We start from the raw sequence: 24543 nt of genomic DNA on the forward strand, positions 1-24543 counted from the left end.
GAGGAAGAAAAATGGCAACGATTCGTTTACATGAAACAAATGAAAGAATTACAAAGGAAGAAGAAGTAATCCAATTTTTAGACGAGCAAGGCGTTATTTACGAAAAATGGGATATTACCAAACTCCCGGAACATTTGCGTGAGAAATATTTGCTTACGGAAGAAGAAAAAAATGAAATTTTAGAAACGTTTAAAGAGGAAATTGCGGATATTTCCGAACGTCGCGGCTATAAAGCGCAAGATGTCATTTCTTTATCTGAAAATACACCGAACTTGGATGAATTGCTCACAAATTTCAAGCGTGAACACCATCACACAGATGACGAAGTCCGCTTTATTGTCAGCGGCCACGGAATCTTTGTGATTCAAGGAAAAGACGGAAAGTTTTTTGACGTCGAGTTAGAGCCGAGCGATTTAATTTCCGTTCCCGAAAATACGCGCCACTATTTTACACTGCAAGAAGATCGTCGCGTTGTCGCCATACGCATTTTTGTCACAACCGAAGGCTGGGTGCCGATTTATGAAAAAGAAGAAACCAAAGCCTAATATCCCCTCACCCCTCTTCTACTAAAGCAGAAGAGGGGTGTTGTTATGAATTAACAGTGACAAAGCCCTCGACATTCTAGTAAAAGGCATTTCTTATATTTCAATCGAAATAGGTAAAAGCGACTAGCCATCTCACTTAGCAAAAGATATTTACTCTCCGCTGCTTCCCCTTGCACTATCTATTTTTTACCAATACAACTCCCCCTTGCCATCATTAAAAAAAGCAATTCATCACATGCAAAATTCGCGAAATCAAATCATTAACTTGGTAAAAAGGAACAAACGTTCGTAATAATCTATGAAAAAAATAAACACGTGATATAATAGAAACACAATAGCTACGGGAAAAGCTCAAGGGTGGTCGGCATTTTACCCCTAAAAGAGAGGGGGTGATGCCGATGACGGTATTTCAAGCATTGATGTTTGCACTCACTTTTGCAAGTCTCATTGTTTCGATACTGTCATATCACCAAAGAAAATAATCCACCCTTGAGTTAACGAGACCGGGTGGATTATGGATTCTTTCTGCCTTGTCGATCCCCCTTGAAGGGAACCGTCTATTGTATAGTCGAAGGTGTTGCCGCACCTTCGTTTTTTATTATCATATGGAATTACTCAATACTATTATACATGATGAGCATAAGTGTTGTAAATTATATCTCTTCTGAATGCTGTTCGCTGCAGCGAGACTCCTCTTTTTTCATGTTCTTCTGCTTTTGCTGCCGCTACAATCACGTTTTATACGATTTCCTCTTTTTCATTTCCATCTGCTCTTTGCTATTCTTGACGTAAAAGTAAACATTTTATTATAAAGTACAAAACTTTATCGACAATATTCGATGTGTTATGATTTTTTTGGGCAAATTTTACGAAAGTAAAAGACGCAAAGCCACGGGCCTAAAACAATCTATAGATTGTCATGGTAGCCGGGCTGCCAAGATTTATTCTTGATAAATCTTGTTCAAAACTGCATTCCTTTCTTAAAAATTTGCCTAAATTTTAGGAAAGGATTGGATTCAATTGAAAAAAATGTTTACAACTGTCCTTATTGCGGATGACTCTCAGTTTATGAGGAATCATTTAAAACATCTTTTGTCCAATGACAACTTCAAGGTTGTGGCTGAGGCTTCCAACGGTTGTGAAGCCATTACACTCTTTCAAAAAGTTCGTCCTGATGTTGTATTGCTTGACATCATCATGCCTTATAAAAATGGATTAGACGCTTTAAATGAAATCAAAAAGCATAATCCGAAAGCCAAAGTTGTCATCTGCTCCTCCATGGGACAAAAAACTTTGATCATGGAAGCTATTAAGCTAGGTGCCACTGACTTTATTGTAAAACCTTTCTTTCATGAATTAATTCCCATTTTAAAGAAAATTACTAGTTAAATCGAAAAGAAAACGTTCCGTCTATTTGCTTTACTAGCCATTTTATTTTTTCCAAAATAAAAACATGGTAAAATTGGAATTGTATATTGAAAAAATCGCAAAATTAAGATAATAATAATTTGGAATAAATGAGAACTTGCTAGGCGTGCTGCCCTCCATTCCAGCGTAATGAGCAGACATGGTAACTGGGAAAAGACCGGATCCATTAGTATTCGATGAGCTTATCTTGAAGATTTATTTTTTTGCATGTTATCTAGTACTATATTCATAGGTCTATTGGAGATGAATTCATGTACGAGAAAAGGCTATTTCATTCCAATAACGACCGTGCTAATTAAGTACTTTTATCAGATCATGTTGTTAAAACACTCATTAACTTTGCTTGAGTGTTATCCAAGATAGCTCTTTTCTCGAGGCCTGCCCTTTAAAAGTAAATAATGAAACGGCTATGATAACCTTTATAATTCACATACAAAATTTACTTTAGGGGGAATCATCATGAAAAAATGGTTTGGAATCTTAGCTTCTGGTTGTTTGATTTTAGGATTTTCTGTTTATTCCAGCCACGATACAGAGGCAGCAGTCAAAACCAAAACGTTCAAAAACTGCACAGAAATGAACAAAGTATACAAAGGTGGAGTTGCCCGTTCTGCAAGCGTAAAAAACAAGGGTGGAAAAACGCGCTATAAGCCATATGTTTCACAAGCTTTATATGATGCAAACAAAAAATTGGATCGGGAGCACGATTTTATCGCGTGTGAAAGATAAATTCTGTATCCAAAATCTTTCAGTTAGGGGTGTTATTCAATGCCCAATATTATAGCAGGCTGCTTGGGGATCGTACTATTGCTAGTTTTATTATCTCTAGCAATAATAGTCATTAAATGGTTATTTATTAATATTTTGGGAGTTATCGGGATTATAGCCATGGTAGCAGGCATTGGCTTATTGAGTCAAAAAAATAAAAAATCCATCTCGATATCCACTTTTCTTTTCGGCTCTTTATTAACGCTTTTATGGTTTTCGCTAAAGGAACCATTCAATACATTAGCAGTATTTTTTATAGTTGCGTTCCTTGCGGCTTTAATTGCCACAATTATTTTTGGAATCAAACGAAATCGGGCTTGGAAGCAACTCTCCATAGCATCAATTGTTTTATTGGTTCTATCTGTAGTTTTTGCGTCAAATGCACCAGATCTTGAGAATGAAAAATCACATCCAAATAAAACAGAAATTGCTTCTACTGAGACGAAACAAAAATCAGATGATAGCAAAACTACTAAAGAACATAATGTTTCCAAAGAAAAACGTACACCTGTTTCTACCCCTTCTTTAAAGTCATCGTCTCATGATGATGCGAATAAAAACTTAATTCCAGTTACTCTCATTGAAACTGTAGACGGTGATACCATCAAAGTTAACTACAAAGGCAAAGAAGAAACGGTTCGCTATTTACTTGTTGATACGCCAGAATCGAAAAAGCCTGGTACATGTGTTCAACCGTACGCTAAGGCTGCAGCAGAAAGAAACCGTGAATTAGTAAATAGCGGCAATCTGTACCTTGAATTTGACAAGGGCAGCGAAAGAGATAAATACGGACGTCTACTTGCATATGTGTTTGTTGACGGTAAATCTGTACAAGAAGAACTGTTGAAAGAAGGATATGCACGTGTTGCATACATATACGACCCGCCGTACAAATATCTATCAACATATGAAAATGATGAAAAAGCAGCTCAAAACAAGCACTTAAATATATGGTCAGATCCAGGCTATGTGACGGACAAAGGATTCAATGGTTGTGCAGCTAATCAAACCGCAAGTCAACACACATCACACTCAACACATTCAACACAAAGTTCTCATACAAGCGTTGGATCAAGCTCTAGCTCTAATAACAACGCCAATACACAACCAACTGCTCCTTCTGCAACAACACCAAGTACTGGCCAAACAGATTTTGCAAATTGTACAGAGCTTAGAGAAGTGTATCCAGATGGAGTTCCCGCTGGTCATCCAGCTTATCAACCTAAATTCGATAGAGATCACGACAATTATGCGTGTGAAAGAAATTAAGATAGCCCTCTCGGGGGCTTTTTCTTAAACAAATATACATATCTTCTTTGGAAAGGAGCAATCAATATGTATATGGTTTATGTTGATGAAAGTGGAGATACTGGAACATTTAATAGCCCAACAAAGTATTTTATTTTAAGCGCGCTGATTGTTCATGAAAGCAATTGGATTCGATTTTTAGATGATTTAGTAGACTTTAGAAGAAAATTACGCGATACATATCACCTAAAAATGAGGGAGGAAATCCACGCAGCAGAATTTTTTCAGTCATCCAAAAAATACGATCACTTAAAAAAACATGTTAAACTTCAGATTTGCAAAAAGGCAATTGAATTTCAAGAATCGTTGGACTACATTCAGGTTATGTTTGTTGTAATTGATAAAAGTGCACATCAAAATGAAGATATTTTTGATATGGCATGGAAGTACCTAATCCAAAGAATTCATAATACATTAGAACACAAAAATTTCGATGTTATCGCTAAGGACATTGATCATACTTGGAACGAAAGTTTTATTTTGATTCCAGATAAAACAGATGATAAAAAGTTGAAGCAATTGGTACGAAGAATGCGCAGATATAACCCAATTCCTAGTCGTTTTGGAGGAGGATTCAGAAACTTGCCGTTAAAATACATTATTGAAGATCCATACAGTAAAGATTCAGCAGAATCATATATACATCAATTAGTTGACGTGAATGCATACTTTATGAAACAAAAATATGATCCGACGAAATACATGAAAAAGAAAAAAGCCCATAACTTTATAAATAAATTTGATAAAGTGCTTTGCACCGCCATTTCACGAACACAGGATGGTGTTTTGTCCATATAAAAAGGCCCATTGATTTGGGCCGGTAGGAGCCTACTCCCAAGTCTAGCCTGGTTTCAGTTCCACTATTATTATATAAAATATTCGGTTTTAATTCAAATGCTTTCCGAGCCGAACCATATTCCAAAAGATGTTGGGGCATTGGCTTATTTCCATAAGTTTCTCGCAAAAATAAACAACAGGTCAACGATGTCAATCATCTCTTAAGGCTGATCAGAAAAAAAGATGCTTCCCAAAAGTTCGGATAACTCATGAGAAACCTCTAAAATTATCTATCGGCACCAAAAAGGCACCAAGATTCTTGGTGCCTTTTTGAAAGCTTTGCTATTATAAAGGCTTTTTAACGATATTACATCATTCCGCCCATTCCGCCCATGTCAGGCATTGATCCGCCTTTGTTTTCTTCCGGGATGTCAGCTACAACAGCTTCTGTTGTTAAGAACATAGCGGCAACAGATGCTGCGTTTTGAAGTGCGGAACGAGTTACTTTTGTTGGGTCTACGATACCAGCGTCGATCATGTTTACCCATTCGCCAGTAGCAGCGTTGAAGCCGATTCCGACTTCTTCTTTTTTCAAGCGTTCTACAATGACAGATCCTTCAAGACCAGCGTTTTGTGCGATTTGGCGGATTGGTTCTTCTAATGCGCGAAGAACGATTTTCACACCAGTCGCTACGTCGCCTTCTGCTTCAATAGCAGCGACTTTATTGTAAACGTTCACTAGTGCAGTACCACCGCCGGAAACGATTCCTTCTTCTACAGCTGCACGAGTAGCGTTCAGAGCGTCTTCAATGCGAAGTTTGCGTTCTTTTAATTCCGTTTCAGTGGCAGCACCCACTTTGATCACAGCCACTCCGCCTGCTAATTTAGCAAGACGTTCTTGAAGTTTTTCACGATCGAATTCAGAAGTTGTTTCTTCTAATTGAGCGCGGATTTGATTTACGCGAGCAGCAATTTTGCTGGATTCGCCAGCTCCTTCTACGATCGTTGTATTTTCTTTCGTTACTACAACTTTTCCAGCACGACCTAATTGAGCAATAGTCGCAGATTTAAGATCTAATCCTAAATCTTCGGTAATCACTTCACCGCCAGTTAAAATAGCAATGTCTTCAAGCATTGCTTTACGACGATCACCAAATCCAGGAGCTTTTACAGCAACTGCGTTGAATGTACCGCGTAATTTGTTTACAACAAGTGTTGCAAGAGCTTCCCCTTCAACGTCTTCAGCGATCAAAAGAAGCGGTTTGCCTTGTTGTACAACTTGTTCAAGAACAGGAAGGATTTCTTGGATGTTAGAGATTTTCTTATCAGTGATTAAGATATATGGGTTTTCCAGAACAGCTTCCATTTTGTCAGAATCTGTTACCATGTATGGAGAAGCGTAGCCACGGTCAAATTGCATACCTTCTACGACATCTAATTCTGTCGTGAAACCTTTGGATTCTTCAATCGTGATAACACCGTCGTTGCCAACGCGTTCCATTGCTTCTGCGATCAATTCGCCAACTTCTTCATCAGCAGAAGAAATAGCAGCAACTTGAGCAATGGATTCTCTTCCTTTGATTGGTTTTGAAATGGCTTTTAATTCTTCAACAGCCACTTGAACCGCTTTTTCAATTCCTTTGCGGATGCCGACAGGGTTTGCACCGGCTGTTACGTTTTTCAATCCTTCACGGATCATGGCTTGAGCAAGTACAGTTGCAGTCGTAGTACCGTCCCCAGCAATATCGTTCGTTTTGCTGGCTACTTCAGCAACTAATTTAGCTCCCATATTTTCGAATGGATCTTCCAATTCGATTTCTTTCGCAATGGTAACCCCATCGTTCGTAATTAAAGGAGATCCGAATTTTTTCTCAAGAACCACGTTGCGTCCTTTTGGTCCAAGAGTCACCTTTACTGCATCCGCTAGTTTATCTACACCGCGGAGCATCGCACGGCGAGCGTCTTCGCTGAATTTAATATCTTTAGCCATTTTGTAAAACCCCCTTAGTTAAAATATTGTCATTATGATAAAAATCGTTATTATTCTCCAATCACTGCTAAAATATCGCTTTCGCGAAGGATTAAGTATTCTGTACCTTGGTATTTCACTTCTGTACCAGCATATTTAGAAAAGATGATGCGGTCGCCAACAGACACTTCTGGTGCAACGCGTTCACCGCTGTCAAGAACGCGGCCTGTTCCAACTGCGATCACTTTGCCTTCTTGTGGCTTTTCTTTTGCCGTATCTGGCAATACAATGCCGCTTGCAGTTTTTTCTTCCGTTTCAACTAATTCAATTACGACGCGATCACCCAGTGGTTTTAACAAGTGAAACAACCTCCTTGTTTTCATATGTAATTTATATTGTTAGCACTCTATTCACCCGAGTGCTAACACATTAATAATAATAAATAAAACCCCTTTCTTTTGCAAGTATGATGCAAAAAATTTTATTCGAGATTTTTCGCCAGAATTCTCTTATCCGCGCGAGGGGAAAATGCCCGATGTTATCTTCTCCCCGGCCACTAGTTTTATTCCTGTATTTCTTGAATTTGAATGGGATGTAAATTGCTAGTAGAATGAAAATAATGAATGAATAAGAGAAGGAGTATAAAAAAGTGAAAAAAGAATACGGTTATATTTTAATTGCTTATATTCTTATGCAGCTATCCAGTTTCATCGGTGTCCCGCTCGTTTATCGAATCGGAATCAGGGCAGGACAAGACCCCGTTTTTATGAGGCAAGCGGCCCCCGGATATTGGATTGTCATCAGTTTTTCCATTACATTAATCATTATTTTGCTGATTTTAAGAAAAGCACGTACTGATGCTTTATTGGTGAGAAAAGCTCCGGCTTCTCCAGGAGAATCGATAGTATGGGCGATCGCCGGAGTATTTCTTGCACTGTTTGCCCAAGGCATCGCCGCCAACATCGAAGCAAACCTTTTCGGGGTGGATCCCGGTTCGAAAAATACGGAAAATATCCTTCAAATTATCAAAACATTTCCGGCTTCCATGCTTGTTTCATCCATTTTCGGACCTATATTAGAAGAAATTGTTTTTCGAAAAATCATTTTTGGCTCTTTATACAAACGTTTTTCTTTTTGGATCGCCGCAACGATCAGTTCCGTCATTTTCGCCATGGCGCATATGGAATTTGAACATATTCTTCTTTATAGCGCGATGGGGTTCACATTCGCTTTTTTATATGTAAGAACAGGCAGAATTCTGGTTCCTATTTTCGCCCACGTAGCCATGAATACTCTTGTGGTCGTCGTACAGCTTTTCTATCGTGACCAACTTCAGCACATTCAAGGACTAATTGGAGGATTTTTCCAATGAAACAAACATTGCTATCCTCAGGGATCATCTATTTGCTTTTTGGTTCCCTTTTTACTTATATGGCTATTGAAAATGTAAATTCCAATGGATTTGGTTTTTTTACGTACTTGCTCATCATTTTGGCGACGTTGGATGTGGGATCTGGCATTCGAGTCATTTTTTATTATTTCCGTATGAAGAGCCGATACAAAAAATAAGGCACGAATTTCACAAAAAGAAAAAAGGTAAGCATGAACCGATATACCCATCCTATTTGCTTACCTTTCACCTTCATTTTATTGTTCTGCCAATTGAATGCTATCTTTCTTTGACAATCGAATTTTTTCTATTTCTGCATGGGCAAAATGGAGGCTTCAGTGTAATAATGTGATCATTCGTTCGTATCTTCGCTCCTCGCCGAGGCTCCCCATATACGGCAAAAAAAAGAATGATTCACATTATTTAACAGCCTCGATTTTCTTCAGCCCATTGATGATTTCTCACCCCCTTTATCTTCCCATTTTCACCAAAACATAAAACCAAACATGGCAGCAGCCTTTATCAACGGCTCGGCTAATTTATGAAAGCCAACCTCTTTATTCCTTTTTTACGAAGTGCGTCAAAAGGAAAATCTCCCCCTTTCTTCATCTTATGTAGCGAGAGATTTTCGAAGTCTCGCCTTTCTTCGTTTTCTTAGAAGTATATGAATCGAAATAGCCAGTCCAGTCCCGGTCATGATGATCATTCCGATCGAACTCACTAGACCAATGGGGCCTGTATGAAGTTCACGAACCACTCTTTGTAATGAATGGCCCTCTCCCCCATTATTCGGAAAACCCCCATTCATTTCTCCTGCAGCTGGAGGCCCTGATTGTCCATTTTGTTGAGAGTTCGTTGCCATTTGCTGTGTATTGACTGCATGAAACTGTTCCATTCTACCATCCTTTCCTCGCTCTTCTCCTGTTACATACATAATGAGACCTGTTATTGATTCAATGAACAAAAACAAAGATGCTATTACTCCGATCCAAAAATGAAGGGCACGTACCCTTCTCATATGCGACTCTCCTTTCTTCATTTATTTGAGGATGCCATCATTATGCCAAGCCTTGCTTAACTTTTTCTTAAAAAAGGAAAACACCCTATAAGTTGATATGATCCCCTTATAATAGTGGACAGAAAAAAGAAAGTTCACGAAGGGATAGAGGACATTGCCACCGGTCTGGCTTTATATATGCCTTCCGTAAGATCACATCCGATCTGCGGCGGCTGCATACAAGGATGTCCCTTTTGCGTCCTTCCGTAATATCACGCCCCCAAAAGACTCAAATCTCACAAAATTCGAATCATTATGATAAGATAGACATTAATCATATAGAACCTATGAAGGAGGAAAGACAGATGTCCCTGGAAAGTGTTAGAGCCCATCTAAAAAAATGGAATCGGGATCAGGATATTATGGTCTTCGATACTTCGAGCGCCACGGTGGAACAAGCCGCCCAGACCATCGGCGTAGAACCGGCCCGCATCGCCAAAACCTTATGCTTCCGGAGCAAAGGAGACAGTGCGCTGTTGGTCGTGACCGCCGGCGACGCCAAAATCGACAACAAAAAATTCCGCCATACTTTCGGTTTTAAAGCGCGGATGTTAAGCGCCAAGGAAGTGCTCGAACAAACGGGCCATGCGGTCGGAGGGGTTTGCCCTTTTGGATTGGCCAATGATTTGGACATCTTTTTAGACCTGTCCTTAAAGCGGTTCAAAACCGTTTTTCCCGCATGCGGAAGCATCAACTCCGCCATTGAAGTGAGTCTGGAAGATCTGTGGAATTATTCCGGTGCCAAGGATTGGATCGACGTATGCAAAGATTGGCAGGAATCGGATACGGAAGGGAAAACCTCGGACAGCGGAGGGGAAACAAGAACGTCAGAAAGCTCAAGATTCTTTCAACGATGATGAAGGTGATCAATCCCCAGCCGGTTCGGATCCCCGGAAAATGATCACGGCTATATCGTATCTGCCCCAGATTGAAGGAAAACGAATGCTGGATACTACATATGCAAGCAGCCAATATCTCTTATCCCACGGACTTGATCCTTTAGAACGAAATCCGTGGGACGCCTCATCGACGTCCTTTTTGAGCCTCTCCGCAGGCCCTCTAAGAAGTCGTACACTTATCGTAAAAAGGGCACACCAAGCCTTTCTGTAACAAAGCTCTAACTTGACAGGAAGCACTTGAAAAATATAAAGAACGTTATGGTCATTCTCCCAGAGGCCGTCACGGTCGATCAAGGACCCGAATATCCAGGAAAAGAAACTGGTTGGACAATGCCTGCATAGAGAACTTATTCAGCTATTTCAAGACAGAGTGCTTTCTTCTGCACTCTTTTTGCAAAGTCAAAGAGGTCAAGGATGCCGTACACAAATACGTCCAACGCTACTAAAAAAATAAAATAGCCCGAGCCCTTATGAATATAAGGCTCAGGCTACTTAAGTGTCCTTTTTTATTTCCTGTCTACTTGACAGGGGTCACTTCAAGAAATGCGGGTGTCCCTTCATCTTTTTGATTGTTTTGGAAAGGTCATTTCAAAGCGAGTTCCCTCTCCTAATTGGCTGTCCACTTTTACTTTTCCATTGTGTTTTTCAATAATCCACTTGGCAATGGAAAGTCCCAATCCTGCCCCATCTGACTTCGTCCGTGCTTTATCGCTTTGATAAAAACGATCAAAAATTTTCGGAATCTCTTCTTTGGCAATCCCGATTCCATTATCTTGCACCTCAAGGGTAATGGAAGAAGAAGTTTGACGGCAAGAGATGTAAATGCGTCCCCCTTCTTTAGTATATTTGATCGCATTATCCAATAGGATGACCAGTAATTGATGGATTCGTTCTTTATCCGCAGTAAATAAAATCGGGGATTCTACGTTTATCGTTATTTCCTTCTGTTGATAGGAAGCAATCTCTGAATAAGTATCGGCAATCTCTCTAATCAACTCATCCAATCGAAATGATTGTTTTTTTAATTCTATTTGATTGGAATCTGAGCGTGCCAAGATAAGCAAGTTAGAGACTAATTTGGAAAGTCGTCTACATTCTTTCGCGATTACGGAAATATCCATTATTTTTTCTTCAATGGTCGAGGAAAGAGAATGGAACAATAAATCCGTTTTTGTCTGTATCACTGCTAATGGCGTCCGCAATTCATGAGAAGCGTCCGAAACAAATTGCTGCTGCTTTTGCCATGCTCTTTGAATCGGCACCAGTGCTCGCCCTGCAAGAAAATATCCCGCTGCTACGGCGCACAGTCCTCCGATCACGCATCCCGCCACAATGATCAATAAAAGCTTATCTAAAATCTCTTTTTCGGAATTGACACTTCGAAAAATTTGTACCGTAATCTTTCCGAATTCCGTATCCATTTGGAATGCAATCGTTCGGAAATAAAAATTTTCAATCTTCATATCATACAGTTTGTTCAATTGTTTAGGTTTCTCGATAGGCGTTTGGGTGAAAATGGTTGCGTCGTGACCTAAGTCGATTATTTCTCCTTTTTCATTCCAAAACACGATAAACACACGGGGATCCCGAAAAAAAGGAACGTCCTTTTCCCACGGTCTATCATTATCTGCTTCTCGTTCCGCTATATGCATAAGCGATGCATCCACGTCTTTATATAAACGAGCATGCATGTATGAATAGAGAGCCGTCCCTAATAAGCTAATTAAAACGAAAAAAACAAGAGAATTTAACAGCGTCAATCGAAGATGAGTGCGTTGAAACATCGTTTTCTCTCCTGCCTATTGGTCTGTTAACCTATATCCGACGCCACGAACCGTTTGAATATCTGTGTGATAGCCAAACGGTTCAAGCTTTTTGCGGAGATGATGAATGAATACTTCGACAATGGCAATCGTTGTATCCGAATCAAATCCCCACACCCGATCATAAATTTGTTCTTTTGTTAGAATGGTTCCCTTATTATGGATAAGATACTCTAATAGCTCGTATTGTTTCGCCGTTAATTTAATAGGGTGCCCATCTACCATGACATCCTTATCTTTTCCGTACAGCTCAATCCCTCGATAGCAAATAGTCTGTTTGGTTGTAAAACTGCCACTGCGCCGTAATAACGCTCGAATGCGTGCTTTTAGCTCCGAAGCATAAAACGGTTTGACTAAGTAGTCATCTCCGCCAAAATCCAAGCCTTTTACCCGATCCTCGAGAGAATCTTTTGCCGTTAAAAATAAAACGGGTGTATCAATCTCTTCTTTCCGAATTCGTTGCACGATGTCAAAACCATCCATTCCCGGCAGCATAACGTCCAATATAATGGCATCATAAATATTTTGCAAAGCTAAATATAACCCTTCCTCGCCATCTGTGGCACTATCGATCTCAAACTCATCCGATAAGATGTCAATCATCGATTTCAACAAATCTACATGATCTTCAACTACTAATAATCTCACGGATCTCCCTTCTTTCTCTTACTTCTAATAATCGAGTAGGAGGGAGCGATTAACTCCCGTCCTCTCACACCACCGTACGTACGGTTCCGTATACGGCGGTTCAATTAAGATAATTGACGCAAGTCTTTATAACTTCCGTGAATAGCTGTTCTCTTTATGCCAGTGGTCACTCCACCCTCCAAGAGGTCTCCCACGGGATTCACCGCTTCCTCCCTCAAGTGAGGTACTACGTTTTCTGTGTTCATCATGACTCACTGAATACCAAGGGCTATTCTCTCTTAATTGTTCGGTCCTTCTTAGTTGTTCTAGACCAACTAATACTATGACCTCTGCTGACTTCTGACGGTTCAGCTACTTATCACTAAGTAGGTTATGAAGAGTACTTCACATATCCGCCAGACCTCCCCGGGTAAGTACATGCACTTTCACACCATCTATCCGCCTCATTTACTCGATATGACCTTCGACAGAAAGAGCTTTGTTTTGTTATGCAAACTCACTCAATCATACCTAGCCTTATATGAGGTTCGTGTTCCTCGGACCGGTGTTTTGCCTCCAGCTTCCTTCAGATTCCGCGTCACCACGGACACCCTTGCTCTTGGCTAACCTCTACTTCTGTCTTCGGGGTTCGGGACTTACACCCTATAGTTCATGTACATGCCGGGCGCACATAAGACAAAGCGGTCGCCAAAAGCGATCGCTTTTTAGAATTTCTTTTTTATTTTTTCTGCCGCTCGATTGTCTATTTTCTTACGCCATAGAATTTGCCCTTAAAAAGACCAGTCACTTTTACGAATAAAAAACATTCGCAGGAGATTTTAAGATATCTATTTTTCTTAAAACTTGCTTCTCCAATCCGTATGCAGCCATATTGCGCCTTTTTACTTTATTCATATCTTAGAGCTTGAATCGGGTCCAGTTTTGCTGCTTTGTTAGCCGGGAAGACACCAAACACCACTCCAATGAATAGAGAAAATAAGAAGGCAACCATACAAACAGAGACAGAATAAGAAACAGACAGTCCGATCGTAGCTGCAAGCCCTTTTCCAATGACCAATCCAAATCCCACTCCAATCGCACCTCCTAGAGCGCTTAGCACAACAGCTTCAATCAAAAACTGCATTAAAATATCTCTTCTCTTCGCTCCAATCGCTTTTCGAATTCCTATTTCCTTCGTTCGCTCTGAAACAGACACAAGCATAATATTCATAATCCCAATTCCACCAACTAAAAGGGAAATTCCTGCGATTCCGCCCAGCATCATCGTCATCGTATTGTTAACCGAACTCATCGTTTCCATTAAATCTTGTTGGTTAAAGACGCTGTAGCTATCTTCATCATTGGGGAATAGACGTGCTAATGTTGTTTTTAATTGCGCCATAACAAACGGGACTTCACTTTCATCTTTTCCTTGAACATATACTGTCTGAATACTTGTGTTTTTAACCAATCGCTGGGCTGTCGAAAGCGGCATTATGATCACATCATCACCGCTTTGTCCAAACGAACTGCCTTTTGAAGCCAGAACTCCAATTACTTTGAACGATGTGCCCTCCACTTGTATATATTTTCCGACCGGATTATCAAAACCAAATAATGTTTGCGCTGTGTCAGATCCTAAAATCACCACTTTTTGCCGATACTCTACATCGATATCAGATAAAAAGCGACCTTGGCTGACTTGTGCATTGCGTACGGTTTGATACGAAGAGCTCGTTCCCAATAAAGAAACTTGTGTCGAAGTCGTACCATTTTTTACATAGACCCGTCCGGAAACAACGGGAGCAATTTCTTTTACGCCTGTAATATCGCGAAACTTTTCGATATCATCCATTTTCAATTGAACACGATCCGAATCCATCACATTCACTGTTAATAAATTGCTCCCTAACTGGTTCATCTGACTGGCAACTTCTTTACTCGAACCTTGACCTATTGAGATCAAAACAATAACAGAAGAGACGCCGATAATAATGCCAAGCATCGTTAAAAAGGAGCGAAGCTTATTGCCTTGAATGCTGCGGAAAGCCATTTTAATGGATGGAATAATTGCCAACAAAATCACCTCTCTCCTCAAACAGCTGCCCGTCTTGAATGCGAACAATTCTCTTTGCTTCGTTAGCCACTTCCCAATCGTGTGTAATGAGAAGAATCGTATGTCCTTGCTCATTTAATTGTTTCATCAATTGAATGATTTCCTTGCTTGTCTTGCTGTCGAGAGCCCCTGTCGGCTCGTCGGCAAGCAAAATCGGCGGGGTGCCGACAAGAGCCCGTGCAATGGCCACCCGTTGCTGCTGCCCGCCAGAAAGCTGGTTGGGCAAATGACGGGCTCGATCTTTTAATCCCACTTTCTCTAAGTATTCATAAGCGATTTTTTGTCGTTCCTTTGTCTTTACTCCTCGATATAATAAAGGCAGTTCTACATTCTCTAACGCCGTTAATTTTGCCAGTAAATGAAAATTTTGAAAAACGAATCCTATCTTTTCATTTCGAACAGTTGCCAGTTCACTGTCTATCATTTTATCTATTTCTTTTCCATCGAGGATATAACGACCTTCATCAGGACGATCGAGGCAGCCAATGATATTCATCAATGTTGATTTCCCGGAACCGGAAGGACCGACAATCGCAAGAAAATCTCCTTTTCCAATTTGGAGAGAGACCCCCCGCAGGGCATGAACCACTTCTCCCCCAAGCGAATATGATTTCGTTATATTTTCCATCCGAATAATCGGTTCAGTCATCATCGATCATCTCCCTCTGTTAAATCCGCGATTCATGCCGCCAAATCCACCCATACCAGACATTTCGCCCATCATTCTTCTGCCGCTCATTTGTTCATTGCTCGAAGACGATGCAGATACTCTCGGCAGCTGGACAACCTCACCTTCTGCTAAACCATCTGTGATTTCTACATAATCTTCATTGCTTATTCCCGTTTTCACGGTTTGCCGCGCGACAGAGCCATCTCCCTTTTCAACCACTACATACTTTTCGTTATTGATTGAGTGTACTGCTTCAATCGGCACATAGAGAGCATTGTCTTTGCTTTGCACTAAAATACTGACTTCGGTTGTCATTCCCACTTTTACATTCGTTGGTTTATTCATATGAACCGTTACATCAAATGTCGAGACTCCATTGGATACCGTCCCTTCATTGGCAACCGCTGTCACTTTCCCCGTATAGGTTGTATCAGGGAAGGCATTGACCTTTATACTGGCCGTTTGCCCCACTTTTACTTTTGGAATATCTAATTCATCAATTTGCACCGTTGTTTGCAAATCATCATAATTGGTAATGTGAGCAATGACTTGGCCTTTCGATACACGATCTCCATCCGAAACGCCAATCGATGTAACGGTTCCGTCTGCCGGTGCAGTAATATCACTGCCGTCCGTAAATGTAACCAACTCTTGTCCTTCCTTTACTTTCTCTCCTTTAGAAACAAGCACTTCGTCTACTTCGTTGTTGGAAGCAGCTTTGACATCCGTACTCGTAACAGGTTGAACAGTCCCAGAACCACTCACCTTCACTTGCAATTTTCCTTTTTGTACAGAAGCGGTTTGAACCTGTGCCATTGTCGGCTTGTCTTTTCCTTTGGCAAAAAACCATCCACCTATTCCAATAACGACAATCACAATCCCAAAAAGGATCCACCATTTTTTCAACATCCCTGCTCCTTTCTTATCCATTGGTCATTTGGATAAGCCTAGTATGCGGGTCCTTTCTTAATTTTTTCTTAAAAAAACCTAACCGAAATTCGCCATGTTTTCATCACCACTTCTCGTTTAGAAAGCCTTCTTTGTTTCACAAAAAAGAAATCGCTTTCATTTTTTCGTAAACACCCTCCTCGCGCCAAAACTAAAATCCTCTGCTTGAGCAGAGGATTCGTTTTTATTTTTCTCTTAGTATATTCTTTTAGGATATACTGGATATGTTTTTTGAACAGACTATAAAGCAGATTATTGAACGTTTCACGCAATCAATATGGGATATATCTTCCACTGAAACTCGAGCAGCCTTTCTCTCGGATCGTGATATTAATTTTCATTCACGATTTCTTCGCTTCTTTGCCTTTCTAATCTCTGCATTTTTTTATAGGACATCCGCGAAATCCAAATGCTCACTTCGTATAAAAAACAAAGAGGAATGGTCACAATGAGCTGTGACATCACATCCGGCGGCGTAATAATTCCCGCGATGACAAGCAGGACAAAATAGGCGTAACGACGTATTTTGGCCAAAAACTTGGGTGTAACGATGCCAAGCCGGGTTAAAAACATGACCACGATAGGCAATTCAAACAAAATCCCAAAAGGAATAGTGAGTTGGAACAAAAAGTGAAAATATTCGTAAATTCCAATGACTTGATGAATCCCCAGTTTTTCAGATAAGTTTGTCATAAAACGAAGAACAAACGGAAAAAGAACAAAATAGGAAAAAGCAACGCCGAGAAGAAATAACAATACCGTAGCAGGAATATAACTTAACGTGACTTTTCTCTCTTTTTCATATAACCCGGGACTGATAAAGGCCCAAAGCTGGTAAAGAAGAACTGGGGAAGTTAAGATGCATGCGATCACAAAGGACATTTGAAAATAAACTTTCATAGGATCCGTAATGCGAAATGCATTCATCGTCAACTCTTTCGCCAGATCGGCATGCTGCAGAAATTTAATCATCGGCTCCGCTGTAAATAGACCCACAATTACAGCGATCACAAAGAAAACGATCACAATGATGAGACGTTTTCTTAATTCCATGATATGTTCCAGTACCGTCATGTCTTTTCGATTCATGATCGCTCATCCTATCATTACTTGTCGTCGTTCTTTTTCGTTTTTTCTTCTTCTGCTAAGCCTTTAGTTGCTTGTTTAAATTCACGCAATGTATCCCCGGCTGCTTTCCCCAACTGAGGGAGTTTCTTCGGTCCAAAGATTAATAAAGCTGCGATCGCAGTTAAAATAAGGCTGCCCGGTCCCATTCCCAATGTATTCCACCTCTTTCATTTTATCATAAATGATGTAAATCCTTTTTTCTATCGAGTTTCTCTTCCACTTCTTCCTCTTCAGGATAATTTTTCAGAAAATATACTAATGATTGCAATTCAACTGCTAAATCGATATGGTGGACTCGAATGGAAGGAGGAACGGATATTCTTGCCGGCGTAAAATTTAAAATTCCACTGATGTTCACTTTTATTAGACGGTCTGTAATACTTTGGGCGGCCGAAGCCGGAACGGTTAAAATGGCTACCGGAACATTCTCGCCCATCAATCGCTCCTCCAATTCAGCTAAATCATATACCACTACATCGCCAACTTTTTTGCCAATTTTATTTTTGTCGATATCAAACGCCCATTCGATTCTCGTATTGTTGTTTTTCATAAAGTTATAATTTAAAAACGCTGTGCCTAAATTCCCCACGCCAATCAGTGCGACGCTTGTCACTTCATCTTGGTCAAGCGTTTTTCGGAAAAACGACAATAAATAGCTGACATTATATCCGTAGCCTTTTTTCCCTAAGGCGCCAAAATAGGAAAAATCACGGCGGATCGTGGCGGAATCCACTTTGACCGCCTCACTTAATTCTGCTGAAGATACTCGTTCTTTCCCTGAGGCGTACAGATTCTGCAAAAATCGGTAATAAAGAGGCAGACGTTTAGCCGTCGCTTGTGGAATTTTCATGGCTTCTTGACTCATACTCATTCCTCCACAACTTCCAAAAACTATGAATGATGATCTCTGTTATAGTCCGGACTGGAGACACCGCCCGTTTTTTCGAGCAAGTAGGTCGGTCCGATGACCATCCCTTTATCTACGGCTTTGCACATGTCATAAACGGTAAGAGCCGCAACAGAAGCGGCTGTCAACGCTTCCATTTCTACACCTGTATTTCCTACGGTCTTTACTTTAGCCAAAATTTTCAAAGTAAATTTCTCGTTGTATGTCTCCCACGAAAAGGAAATATCGATCCCCTTAATGGGAATGGGATGGCACATTGGAATGATATCCCATGTTTTCTTTGCCGCCATAATTCCGGCCACTTGTGCTACGGCCAACACATCCCCTTTTTGAATCCGGTCATTTTGTATGGCTTCATAAATTTCTTCATTTACTTGGATGCTTGAACAGGCGGCGGCTGTACGGACTGTTTCTGGTTTATGGCTGACATCAACCATTTTAGCCCTTCCCTGTTCGTTAAAATGAGTAAATTTCGACACGATGAATGCCTCCCCATTATGATACACTATTTTTTTGCGAATGTCTGTGTATAATGTGGACATCGATCTAAAACGTATGTCCAGCGGATGTAAGATCGTCGTCAATTCATGCTTCGTTGTGGCTTCCTGCCGGCAGCTTGACTTAACGACCGAAGAGATTGCTTCGATTTCCCGTTCTTTCCGTCTCACACTTCCCCCGTTCTGTTTCTTTCCATTGCCCATTTAAGGAGCTATAAGGTACACTTACACTATAGCAATTGAGGTGAATAAAACAATGATTCTACTGCAAGTTCTTCAACTCACAAAATATTATGGTTCTGAACTTATTTTATCGAATATTAAACTGGAAATACAATCACGTGACCGGATTGCTTTAGTAGGGCGAAACGGAGCAGGCAAATCTACGCTTCTGAAAATCATCGCGGACCAATTGTCATATGATTCCGGCGAAATCATCAAGCCAAAGGATGTGACGATCGGCTATCTTGCTCAAGATACCGGCTTGGAATCGGATTTGACAATTTGGAATGAAATGCTGTCCGTTTTTGGCCCACTGCGGGAGATGGAAAAGAAACTGAGAGATTTGGAAAATCAAATGGCCGATCCGACCGTTTATAACGATCCGGAAAAATTTAAGAAAATCGTGAAAGAATATGACCAATTGCAAATTCAATTTAAAGAACAAGGCGGCTATCAGTATGAAGCCGATATTCGTTCCGTTTTGCACGGTCTTCATTTTCAAGACTATGATTATGAAACCAAAATTTCCTCATTAAGCGGAGGTCAAAAAACAAGGTTGGCCCTCGGGAAACTTTTGCTCTCCAAACCGGATCTTCTCATATTGGACGAGCCGACCAACCATCTAGATATTGAAACTTTAACATGGCTGGAACAATATTTGCAAAATTATCCCGGAGCCATTCTGATTGTATCCCATGACCGCTATTTTCTTGATAAAGTAGTGACCCAAGTATACGAAATTTCCCGGCATAAGGCTAGAAAATATTATGGAAACTACAGTGATTACTTGATTCAAAAAGCAGAGCAATATGAACGGGAAATGAAACAATACGAAAAGCAGCAAGAGGAGATTGAAAAGCTCCAAGACTTCATCCAAAGAAACATCGCTCGCGCTTCGACGACAAAAAGAGCGCAGAGTCGAAGAAAACGACTGGAAAAAATGGAGCTGATGGAAAAACCTGCAGGGGATGAAAAATCGGCTCAATTTTCGTTTGAAATTGCAAAGCAAAGCGGCAATGAAGTGATGCGCGTTAAAGACTTAGCCATTGGATACGGCCGCGGTCCTGTGAGTGAAAATATCCATTTGAACATAACCCGCGGGGAAAGCATTGCGCTTGTCGGACCGAACGGGGTCGGAAAAACCACTCTATTAAAAACGATTATTGGGCTTCTGCAGCCGATCAAAGGATCTGTTCAATTCGGCACCAATGTCGAAATCGGCTATTATGATCAGGAACAAGCCAATTTAACTTCAAATAAAACCGTCCTTCATGAACTGTGGGATGATTTTCCTGATTACAATGAAAAAGAAATTCGGACCGTTTTAGGGAATTTTCTCTTTTCAGGCGATCACGTTTTGAAAACCGTCTCCTCTTTAAGCGGCGGGGAAAAGGCACGGCTGGCCCTTGCCAAACTCATGATGAAGAAAGCCAATTTCTTAATTCTCGATGAGCCGACGAACCATCTTGACCTTGACAGCAGAGAAGTACTCGAAAACGCTTTGATCGATTATCCGGGAACATTATTGTTCGTATCCCATGACCGCTATTTTATCAACCGAATTGCCACTAAAGTGATCGAGCTTTCTCCTAACGGGACCACTGAATATTTGGGAGACTACGATTACTATGTAAACAAAAAACAAGAACAGCTGGAATTATCGCTTTTGGAACAACAAGAAAATCGCCGTACCTCTGATGACGACACAACCGCTTCGAAAAACACGTTTGCACTGGATAAAGAAGCGAAAAAAGCGGAGAGAAAAAAAAGAAGACGAATTGAAGAAATTGAACAAACGATTGAACAAAAAGAAACGCTCCTTTCAGAAAAAGAAGCACTTCTCGTTCAGCCTGACATATTTCAAGATTATGAAAAGGCACATGCCATCAATCAGGAAATCGAACAGCTGAAAGCAGAAATTGATCAGCTTATGGAGGAATGGACGGAATTGCAGGAAAGTTTATAGTTCTCATTGTTCGGACATCCTGTATTCTCTATGAAAAAAGAGGCTGTAGCATCATTGCTTACAGCCTCTTTAGATTTTTACACCATAAATGAAAATCCTCTTATACACGATTTTTCCACACCGTTATTTCCGATATTTTATCAACAAAAAAATCGCTGCCAAGACGGATTGATACCATCGTAATTATCCACAAAATAAATCACATTATTGTCATTGAAACAACCGCAAAAGTCACATTTTTCCACATTATCCACAGACTTATTGACAACATTCCAAATTTATCCTCGAAATTTATCCACATTTAAAAAAAGTTTTTAACATAACGTACTTTGTTTTCCACATATTATCCACATGTTATGAACAATAGTGATTCCTGACGATTCTATTTTCCACAGCTTTTCACCAAAAAGCCCTTCCACGATTCTCACCGGAAGACAAAAAAACCGGCAGCGCCCTTCTGCCGGTCAAAAAACGTCATTATTCATCTCGATTAGAAACAGCACTATTTTTCTAAAGATGGATCCCCGCAAAAACCCTTTTTTTACATCTAAGAATGAGATTAAACGTGATCCAGTTCCAATCCGGGATAGGCGTTCATGTTATAGCCGTCTCGTTTTCCTTTTTCGTAAAAAATGGTCCCTGCAGCCGCAATCATGGCTGCATTATCCGTACATAGCGATAAAGGCGGTATGACTAACTCTACATCCTTCAATTCTTCCATTTTCTTTTGCAATTCGCTACGCAAACCACGATTTGCTGCCACGCCCCCGGCAAGTAAAACTTGTTTTACTTGAAATTGTTTGGCGGCTCTCACTGTTTTTTCAGTCAATACTTCTACCACACTCGCCTGAAAACTTGCAGCCACATCTTCAGGGCGATACTGTTCCCCTCTTTGCTCCGCATTATGCAAAGTATTAATGACTGCTGATTTTAATCCGCTAAAACTGAAATCATAGGATCCGTCTTCCAGCCAAGCCCTCGGAAAATCGATCAATGCTTTTCCTTCATGCGCAAGACGGTCAATGACCGGCCCTCCGGGATAGGTTAGATTCAATGTTCTGGCTACCTTGTCATAAGCCTCTCCGGCCGCGTCATCTCTTGTTTCCCCAATCACTTCGAATGTTCCGTGCTCTCTCATCAGCACTAATTCCGTATGGCCGCCTGAAACTACCAGCGCTATCAACGGAAAGCGCATATCCGTTACGAGCCGATTAGCATAAATATGGCCCGCAATATGATGCACACCGACAAGAGGGATTTGATGAGCAAAGGCAAGCGCTTTTGCCGCGTTGACGCCAATGAGCAGCGCCCCGACAAGACCGGGTCCTTTCGTCACCGCAATCGCGTCTAATTGAGAAAAATCTAGACCGGCTTCCTTGATCGCTTCTTCAATGACAATCGTGATTTGTTCCACATGATGGCGTGATGCGATTTCCGGGACAACGCCCCCAAATCGTTTGTGGCTCTCTATTTGAGACGCCACTTTGTTGGAGAGAATTTCCTTGCCATTTTTGACAACGGAAGCAGCCGTTTCATCACAGCTTGTTTCAATTCCTAAAATGTACATATCCTTTTCCATTATAAGTTCACCCACATTATCAAAGCATCTTCTTGATTATCCGTATAGTACCCTTTACGGATACCTCCTTTTTGAAACCCTAATTTTTTGTAAAGAGACTGAGCTGGCATATTGCTTACCCTAACCTCTAACGTCATCGTTTTCGCCCCAAGCTCCCTTGCCAACTCCATCATTTTGCTCAGCAAAGCTTCGCCAAATCCTCTTCCTCGATATTGAGGCAAAACAGCAATGTTCGTGACATGAGCTTCATCCAAAATAATCCAAGAACCACAGTACCCGGCTACCTTGTCATTGACCACTACCACAAGATAATGGGCAAAATGGTTTTGTTCCAGTTCATAATAAAACGATTCTTTCGTCCAAGGAAGGGTGAAACTCGAATGTTCTACCTCCATCACTTCATCAATATCTTCGATTCTCATAAATCGATATTGTATGCGTTCCATTGATCTTCAGCCCTCTTCATGTTCCTTTTGCTTTTCAAGCCATTTTGCCTCTGCTTCAGCCAAACGAATATAATTCGGGACAAATGAGTGCAAGTCTTCTTCCGGCATGTTCATGCCCATTTTGGCAAGCTCTCCCGGACGAGGGTTGTGAAGAGTGTCCGGCGCAAAATCGGCTTGATCTCCCAACATTTCTTTTATCGAAGAACGGTGGAGGGAAAGATCGTTTCCCATAAATAAAACGGGTTCTTTTTTCCTCTTTAATTCTTCACACCAATCGGATAAAAGGACATTTTGATCTTCTGATTCAGTCGTCAGCTGACCATTTATATAACGGTATAAACCGGTGTAGACTCGTCCTCTTCTGGCATCAAAGATTGGACAAATGAAATGCGGGTAGTAATGGGCGCCGGCAGCAATAGCAGCTAAACTGGAAACCCCGCTGATCGGAATTTGCAAGGACCAAGCAAGCGTTTTCGCAATGGTCACGCCTATACGAATTCCGGTATAAGATCCCGGTCCTTTTGCTACGACGATTTTATCCAATTCTTGGGGAGAAGTCTCACAGTCTTTTAATAAATACTCAATGGCCGGCATTGCGCGGATGGAATGGTTCTTTTTTGTATTGCTGATATATTCCCCAATCACTTTATTCTCATCTGCTAATCCAACGCCTAACGGATAATTTGATGTATCAATCGCTAACACTTTCATAAAAAAAGCTCCTCACATAACCGTTCATATCTTTTTCCAACAGGTTCAAACACAAAGCGTCTTGTTGTCATATCCTCATTATAAATAGAAATCTGCAAATATTCATCCGGAAGCTGGTCCTCAATTAAATGGGCCCACTCTACCACACATACACCCTGTCCAAAAAAATACTCATCAAATCCAAGATCCTCCTCCGGATCGCTTACTCGATAGACATCCATATGATAGAAAGGAATTCTTCCTTTATATTCCTTAATAATCGTAAAAGTGGGACTATTAATCGTTCTTTCGACCCCTAAGCCTTTCGCAATGCCTTTGGTAAACGTCGTTTTCCCGGCTCCCAAATCACCTTCCAACAGAAGAACATCCCCGGCATCCAACTTTTTTGCAAGAGATTCTGCCAAACGAAACGTTTCTTCCGGACTTTTCGTTACAGTTTCATATCGGCCCATCCTTAATCTCCTTTTAGCTCAAGATTCCTTTTTATTAGCTTCTGTCTATAAAAAAACCTTAGGATAATGCGAATCCTAAGGTCGTTCATCGTATTATAAGCAGTATACCCTACATTTCAAAAATAAAAAAGAACGAAACAACGTTTCGTCAACAAAACTTAGTGAATGGCGGTCCCGACGGGAATCGAACCCGCGATCTCCTGCGTGACAGGCAGGCGTGATAACCGCTACACTACGGGACCATCCTTATGATGAAACAATTGCGGGGGCAGGATTTGAACCTGCGACCTTCGGGTTATGAGCCCGACGA

General features: G+C 40.8%; 25 protein-coding genes, 2 tRNA genes and 1 riboswitch (1 of these 28 cut by a window edge). Of the genes, 9 read left to right on the top strand and 18 right to left on the bottom strand.

Features of this window, described 5'->3' with window-relative positions:
* Window positions 1–11 precede the first annotated feature (11 nt).
* From NST12_RS14665 to NST12_RS14685, 5 genes are all read left to right on the top strand, one after another.
* Window positions 12–545, top strand: a complete 534-nt coding sequence (locus NST12_RS14665) for a 1,2-dihydroxy-3-keto-5-methylthiopentene dioxygenase (RefSeq protein WP_328204134.1) — start codon at window positions 12–14, stop codon at window positions 543–545.
* Between the two features lie 848 nt (window positions 546–1393).
* Window positions 1394–1484, top strand: a riboswitch (cyclic di-GMP riboswitch).
* A gap of 90 nt (window positions 1485–1574) precedes the next feature.
* Window positions 1575–1934 (top strand): response regulator, encoded by a 360-nt coding sequence (locus NST12_RS14670; protein WP_341102255.1) that lies wholly within the window; start codon window positions 1575–1577, stop codon window positions 1932–1934.
* Between the two features lie 498 nt (window positions 1935–2432).
* Window positions 2433–2702 carry an excalibur calcium-binding domain-containing protein gene (locus NST12_RS14675; RefSeq protein WP_341101737.1) on the top strand — a complete coding sequence of 90 codons (270 nt, stop codon included), beginning with the start codon at window positions 2433–2435 and terminating at the stop codon, window positions 2700–2702.
* Window positions 2703–3074: 372 nt separating this feature from the next.
* Entirely contained in the window at window positions 3075–4010 is a 936-nt protein-coding gene (locus tag NST12_RS14680) for a thermonuclease family protein (RefSeq protein ID WP_445662350.1), read from the top strand.
* Between the two features lie 66 nt (window positions 4011–4076).
* Complete coding sequence (locus NST12_RS14685) at window positions 4077–4847, top strand: DUF3800 domain-containing protein (protein ID WP_341101741.1); 771 nt, start codon at window positions 4077–4079, stop codon at window positions 4845–4847.
* 346 nt (window positions 4848–5193) lie between these two features.
* Here the strand turns inward: NST12_RS14685 and groL are convergent, their stop codons facing one another.
* Window positions 5194–6816: a chaperonin GroEL gene (groL, locus tag NST12_RS14690; protein WP_003354043.1), complete on the bottom strand. Its 1623-nt coding sequence runs from the start codon at window positions 6814–6816 to the stop codon at window positions 5194–5196.
* Between the two features lie 50 nt (window positions 6817–6866).
* Window positions 6867–7154, bottom strand: coding sequence for a co-chaperone GroES (groES, locus tag NST12_RS14695; RefSeq protein WP_003354042.1), 288 nt, complete (start codon window positions 7152–7154; stop codon window positions 6867–6869).
* Between the two features lie 290 nt (window positions 7155–7444).
* Here groES and NST12_RS14700 point away from each other — a divergent pair, with 290 nt between their 5' ends.
* Both NST12_RS14700 and NST12_RS14705 read left to right on the top strand, forming a co-directional pair.
* Window positions 7445–8167 carry a CPBP family intramembrane glutamic endopeptidase gene (locus NST12_RS14700; RefSeq protein WP_048624135.1) on the top strand — a complete coding sequence of 241 codons (723 nt, stop codon included), beginning with the start codon at window positions 7445–7447 and terminating at the stop codon, window positions 8165–8167.
* Window positions 8164–8364: a YdiK family protein gene (locus NST12_RS14705; RefSeq protein WP_003354040.1), complete on the top strand. Its 201-nt coding sequence runs from the start codon at window positions 8164–8166 to the stop codon at window positions 8362–8364. Before NST12_RS14700 ends, NST12_RS14705 begins: the two co-directional genes overlap by 4 nt.
* Window positions 8365–8795: 431 nt before the next feature.
* Here the strand turns inward: NST12_RS14705 and NST12_RS14710 are convergent, their stop codons facing one another.
* Window positions 8796–9203, bottom strand: a complete 408-nt coding sequence (locus NST12_RS14710; protein WP_048624136.1) for a PepSY domain-containing protein — start codon at window positions 9201–9203, stop codon at window positions 8796–8798.
* Window positions 9204–9547: 344 nt separating this feature from the next.
* Here NST12_RS14710 and NST12_RS14715 point away from each other — a divergent pair, with 344 nt between their 5' ends.
* Entirely contained in the window at window positions 9548–10099 is a 552-nt protein-coding gene (locus NST12_RS14715) for a YbaK/EbsC family protein (RefSeq protein ID WP_048624137.1), read from the top strand.
* A gap of 599 nt (window positions 10100–10698) precedes the next feature.
* Here the strand turns inward: NST12_RS14715 and NST12_RS14720 are convergent.
* The 9 genes from NST12_RS14720 to moaC form a co-directional block, all read right to left on the bottom strand.
* Window positions 10699–11925: a sensor histidine kinase gene (locus NST12_RS14720; protein ID WP_327797525.1), complete on the bottom strand. Its 1227-nt coding sequence runs from the start codon at window positions 11923–11925 to the stop codon at window positions 10699–10701.
* A 15-nt stretch (window positions 11926–11940) separates the two neighbouring features.
* Complete coding sequence (locus NST12_RS14725) at window positions 11941–12612, bottom strand: response regulator transcription factor (RefSeq protein ID WP_048624140.1); 672 nt, start codon at window positions 12610–12612, stop codon at window positions 11941–11943.
* Between the two features lie 886 nt (window positions 12613–13498).
* The gene (locus tag NST12_RS14730; protein WP_340396267.1) at window positions 13499–14668 is read right to left on the bottom strand and encodes an ABC transporter permease; all 1170 of its coding nucleotides are present in this window, start codon (window positions 14666–14668) and stop codon (window positions 13499–13501) included.
* The gene (locus NST12_RS14735; RefSeq protein WP_003354033.1) at window positions 14646–15356 is read right to left on the bottom strand and encodes an ABC transporter ATP-binding protein; all 711 of its coding nucleotides are present in this window, start codon (window positions 15354–15356) and stop codon (window positions 14646–14648) included. Before NST12_RS14735 ends, NST12_RS14730 begins: the two co-directional genes overlap by 23 nt.
* 6 nt (window positions 15357–15362) lie before the next feature.
* Window positions 15363–16286 (bottom strand): efflux RND transporter periplasmic adaptor subunit, encoded by a 924-nt coding sequence (locus NST12_RS14740; RefSeq protein WP_340396266.1) that lies wholly within the window; start codon window positions 16284–16286, stop codon window positions 15363–15365.
* 369 nt (window positions 16287–16655) lie between these two features.
* Window positions 16656–17414 (bottom strand): twin-arginine translocase subunit TatC, encoded by a 759-nt coding sequence (tatC, locus tag NST12_RS14745; protein WP_340396265.1) that lies wholly within the window; start codon window positions 17412–17414, stop codon window positions 16656–16658.
* A gap of 17 nt (window positions 17415–17431) precedes the next feature.
* Window positions 17432–17605, bottom strand: coding sequence for a twin-arginine translocase TatA/TatE family subunit (locus tag NST12_RS14750; protein ID WP_328203447.1), 174 nt, complete (start codon window positions 17603–17605; stop codon window positions 17432–17434).
* Between the two features lie 23 nt (window positions 17606–17628).
* A complete protein-coding gene (locus tag NST12_RS14755) occupies window positions 17629–18318 on the bottom strand; it encodes a redox-sensing transcriptional repressor Rex (RefSeq protein WP_003354029.1) in 690 nt (229 codons plus the stop codon).
* 26 nt (window positions 18319–18344) lie between these two features.
* On the bottom strand, window positions 18345–18839 hold the full coding sequence (gene moaC / locus NST12_RS14760) for a cyclic pyranopterin monophosphate synthase MoaC (RefSeq protein WP_048624143.1): 495 nt from the start codon (window positions 18837–18839) through the stop codon (window positions 18345–18347).
* 274 nt (window positions 18840–19113) lie between these two features.
* Here moaC and NST12_RS14765 point away from each other — a divergent pair, with 274 nt between their 5' ends.
* A complete protein-coding gene (locus tag NST12_RS14765; RefSeq protein ID WP_327797527.1) occupies window positions 19114–21045 on the top strand; it encodes an ABC-F family ATP-binding cassette domain-containing protein in 1932 nt (643 codons plus the stop codon).
* Window positions 21046–21604: 559 nt separating this feature from the next.
* On the opposite strand, the gene tsaD is transcribed toward NST12_RS14765, so the two are convergent.
* The 6 genes from tsaD to NST12_RS14795 form a co-directional block, all read right to left on the bottom strand.
* Window positions 21605–22624, bottom strand: a complete 1020-nt coding sequence (gene tsaD / locus NST12_RS14770; protein WP_327797528.1) for a tRNA (adenosine(37)-N6)-threonylcarbamoyltransferase complex transferase subunit TsaD — start codon at window positions 22622–22624, stop codon at window positions 21605–21607.
* Window positions 22624–23070 carry a ribosomal protein S18-alanine N-acetyltransferase gene (gene rimI / locus NST12_RS14775; protein WP_003354024.1) on the bottom strand — a complete coding sequence of 149 codons (447 nt, stop codon included), beginning with the start codon at window positions 23068–23070 and terminating at the stop codon, window positions 22624–22626. Before rimI ends, tsaD begins: the two co-directional genes overlap by 1 nt.
* A gap of 6 nt (window positions 23071–23076) precedes the next feature.
* Entirely contained in the window at window positions 23077–23781 is a 705-nt protein-coding gene (gene tsaB, locus NST12_RS14780) for a tRNA (adenosine(37)-N6)-threonylcarbamoyltransferase complex dimerization subunit type 1 TsaB (RefSeq protein ID WP_270584158.1), read from the bottom strand.
* Complete coding sequence (tsaE, locus tag NST12_RS14785; RefSeq protein ID WP_327797529.1) at window positions 23778–24233, bottom strand: tRNA (adenosine(37)-N6)-threonylcarbamoyltransferase complex ATPase subunit type 1 TsaE; 456 nt, start codon at window positions 24231–24233, stop codon at window positions 23778–23780. The genes tsaB and tsaE overlap by 4 nt, the downstream gene beginning before the upstream one ends.
* Window positions 24234–24399: 166 nt before the next feature.
* A tRNA-Asp gene (locus tag NST12_RS14790) sits at window positions 24400–24475 on the bottom strand.
* Between the two features lie 18 nt (window positions 24476–24493).
* Window positions 24494–24543, bottom strand: a tRNA-Met gene (locus NST12_RS14795); it runs 24 nt beyond the window's last position.

Source organism: Bacillus sp. FSL W8-1127 (assembly GCF_038006725.1).
In the GTDB taxonomy this organism is placed as follows: Bacteria; Bacillota; Bacilli; order Bacillales; family DSM-4216; genus Bacillus_O; species Bacillus_O smithii.